Below are 1,794 nucleotides of genomic sequence, written 5' to 3'. Positions count from 1 at the left end.
GGTACGCCCGCGTTCCGCGCGGCGCTGCGGCGCGAGCTGGAACGCGCGCACGAGCTCGTCGTGCCGAACGGCGTGGTCAACACGAGCGACAAGGATCATGTGGGGCTCGATCAGCGCGCGAGCGTGATGGGGATCGTCAAACAGGGCCGGTTCGTCTACCTGAGCCAGTGACGTACGCATCTGGCACCCGGGCAGCTTGCCCGGCGTCGGGATTTCAGACATAATCCGCGTTTCGCCGCGCACCATCGCATGCGCGGCCAGGATCAAGCCCAGGTGGTGAAATTGGTAGACGCAGGGGACTCAAAATCCCCCGCCGCAAGGCGTGCCGGTTCGATTCCGGCCCTGGGCACCAGCATTCTCGCAGCGTGATGCGCTGCGCCTCCCGAAACCCGCGCAAGCTCGCCGCTTCGCGGGTTTTTTGTTTTTGCCGCCCGCGCCGCAACGCGAGCCCCCGCGCAACAGTCCAAGCATCATGAGGATGCGCGACACGGAGGCACGCCATGTCCATGCGCACGATTTCATCTCCGCTCTGCCGCGCGCTCGCGGTGGCGCTGTCGCTCATGCTGGCAGGATGCGACGTCCTGACCGCGCCGCCGGTGCCGGACTGGCCGGGCCCGCACGCGCCCTACCCGTTCCCGGACAGCATTCCGCATCGCACCGAATGAATGCGCGGGATCGCCGCCTGCCGCCGCGCCTGCTCACTCAGGCCATCAACGCCCGAACGAAGTCGAGAAACACGCGCACCTTCGCCGAAACGAGATTGGACGCGTGGTGATACGCGTAGAGCGGAAACGTCTCGTCGGCCCAGTCCGGCAACAGCAGCACCAGCCGCCCGTCGGCGAGGATGTCGCGCGCATAGAGTTCCAGCAGCTGCGCGATCCCCCCACCGCCCAGGCACGCGCCGAGCAGCATGCCCGTATCGTTGACCATCAGCCGGCCGGCGGCATCGAACGGCACCACCTCCTTGCCGCGATGGAATTCCCATTCGAACGGCCGCCCCGTCACCGGATCGCGGATCAGCACGCAACGATGCCCATCCGCGAGATCCCGCGGGTGCCGCGGTTCGCCATGACGCGAGACATAGGCCGCCGACGCGCAGGTAAGCACGCGCGTTTCCAGCAGCAACCGCGCACGGTATGACGACGGCTCCGGAATACCGAACCGCACCGCCACGTCGAACCCGTCGGCGACGAGGTCGCCCATCCGGTCGCGCACGCTGATCTCGACGGACAGATCGGGAAAGCGCTCGAGAAACTCCGCCAACTTCGGCGCCAGCACGTAGTGACCGAAGGTCGCGTCGACGTTGACGCGCAGGCGCCCCCTGACACGCGCCTTCGACTGGCCGGCGTCGATCGCCGCGTCCTCGATGCCGGCCAGCAGCGGCGCGACCGCCTCATAGAAGCGCCGCCCCTCGTCGGTCAGCGTGATCGCGCGCGCCGTGCGGTTGAAGATCCGGATGCCGACGCGCTCTTCCAGCCGGGCGACGGCACGGCTCACCGCCGGCTGCGTCAACCCCATCGCCTCGCCGGCACGCGCGAAGGTGCCGGCCTCGATCACCGCAGAGAGCACGCCGATACCACTCAGGAGCCTGCTGTCGAATGTCATGAGACATACTTTTCGTCATTCTTGATCTGATCATTATTCATTATTTTTATTAATCGAAGAAGCCTACATTTGTCCTGTCGCCGGATCGCACGGCACTCACGAAGCAAGGAGCAGGACATGAGCACATCGGAACAGGTCGCCCTCGTCACGGGCTCGTCGCGCGGCATCGGCGCGGAAATCGCCCGCCGT

General features: G+C 66.4%; 2 protein-coding genes, 1 tRNA gene and 1 pseudogene. 3 read left to right on the top strand and 1 reads right to left on the bottom strand.

What is annotated here, in order from left to right:
* The 3 genes and pseudogenes from JYJ84_RS35795 to JYJ84_RS35785 form a co-directional block, all read left to right on the top strand.
* Nucleotides 1–171 (top strand): annotated as a pseudogene (locus JYJ84_RS35795) (branched-chain amino acid ABC transporter substrate-binding protein); the annotation flags it as partial.
* 96 nt (nucleotides 172–267) lie between these two features.
* Nucleotides 268–352: transfer RNA gene (locus JYJ84_RS35790), tRNA-Leu, on the top strand.
* Between the two features lie 148 nt (nucleotides 353–500).
* Complete coding sequence (locus JYJ84_RS35785; RefSeq protein WP_175223038.1) at nucleotides 501–665, top strand: hypothetical protein; 165 nt, start codon at nucleotides 501–503, stop codon at nucleotides 663–665.
* Between the two features lie 37 nt (nucleotides 666–702).
* Here the strand turns inward: JYJ84_RS35785 and JYJ84_RS35780 are convergent, their stop codons facing one another.
* Nucleotides 703–1,605, bottom strand: coding sequence for a LysR family transcriptional regulator (locus JYJ84_RS35780; protein ID WP_175223037.1), 903 nt, complete (start codon nucleotides 1,603–1,605; stop codon nucleotides 703–705).
* Between the last annotated feature and the right edge of the window lie 189 nt (nucleotides 1,606–1,794).

This window comes from Burkholderia sp. LMG 13014 (assembly GCF_905232215.1).
Classification (GTDB): Bacteria; Pseudomonadota; Gammaproteobacteria; order Burkholderiales; family Burkholderiaceae; genus Burkholderia.
Note: the sequence above shows the minus strand (reverse complement) of the source record. Positions and strands in the feature narration are given on the sequence as shown.

Bases quoted from the DNA above. Each gene is read 5' to 3' on its own strand.
- JYJ84_RS35785 (WP_175223038.1), top strand. From the start codon at position 501: ATGTCCATGCGCACGATTTCATCTCCGCTCTGCCGCGCGCTCGCGGTG.
- JYJ84_RS35780 (WP_175223037.1), bottom strand. From the start codon at position 1,605: ATGACATTCGACAGCAGGCTCCTGAGTGGTATCGGCGTGCTCTCTGCG.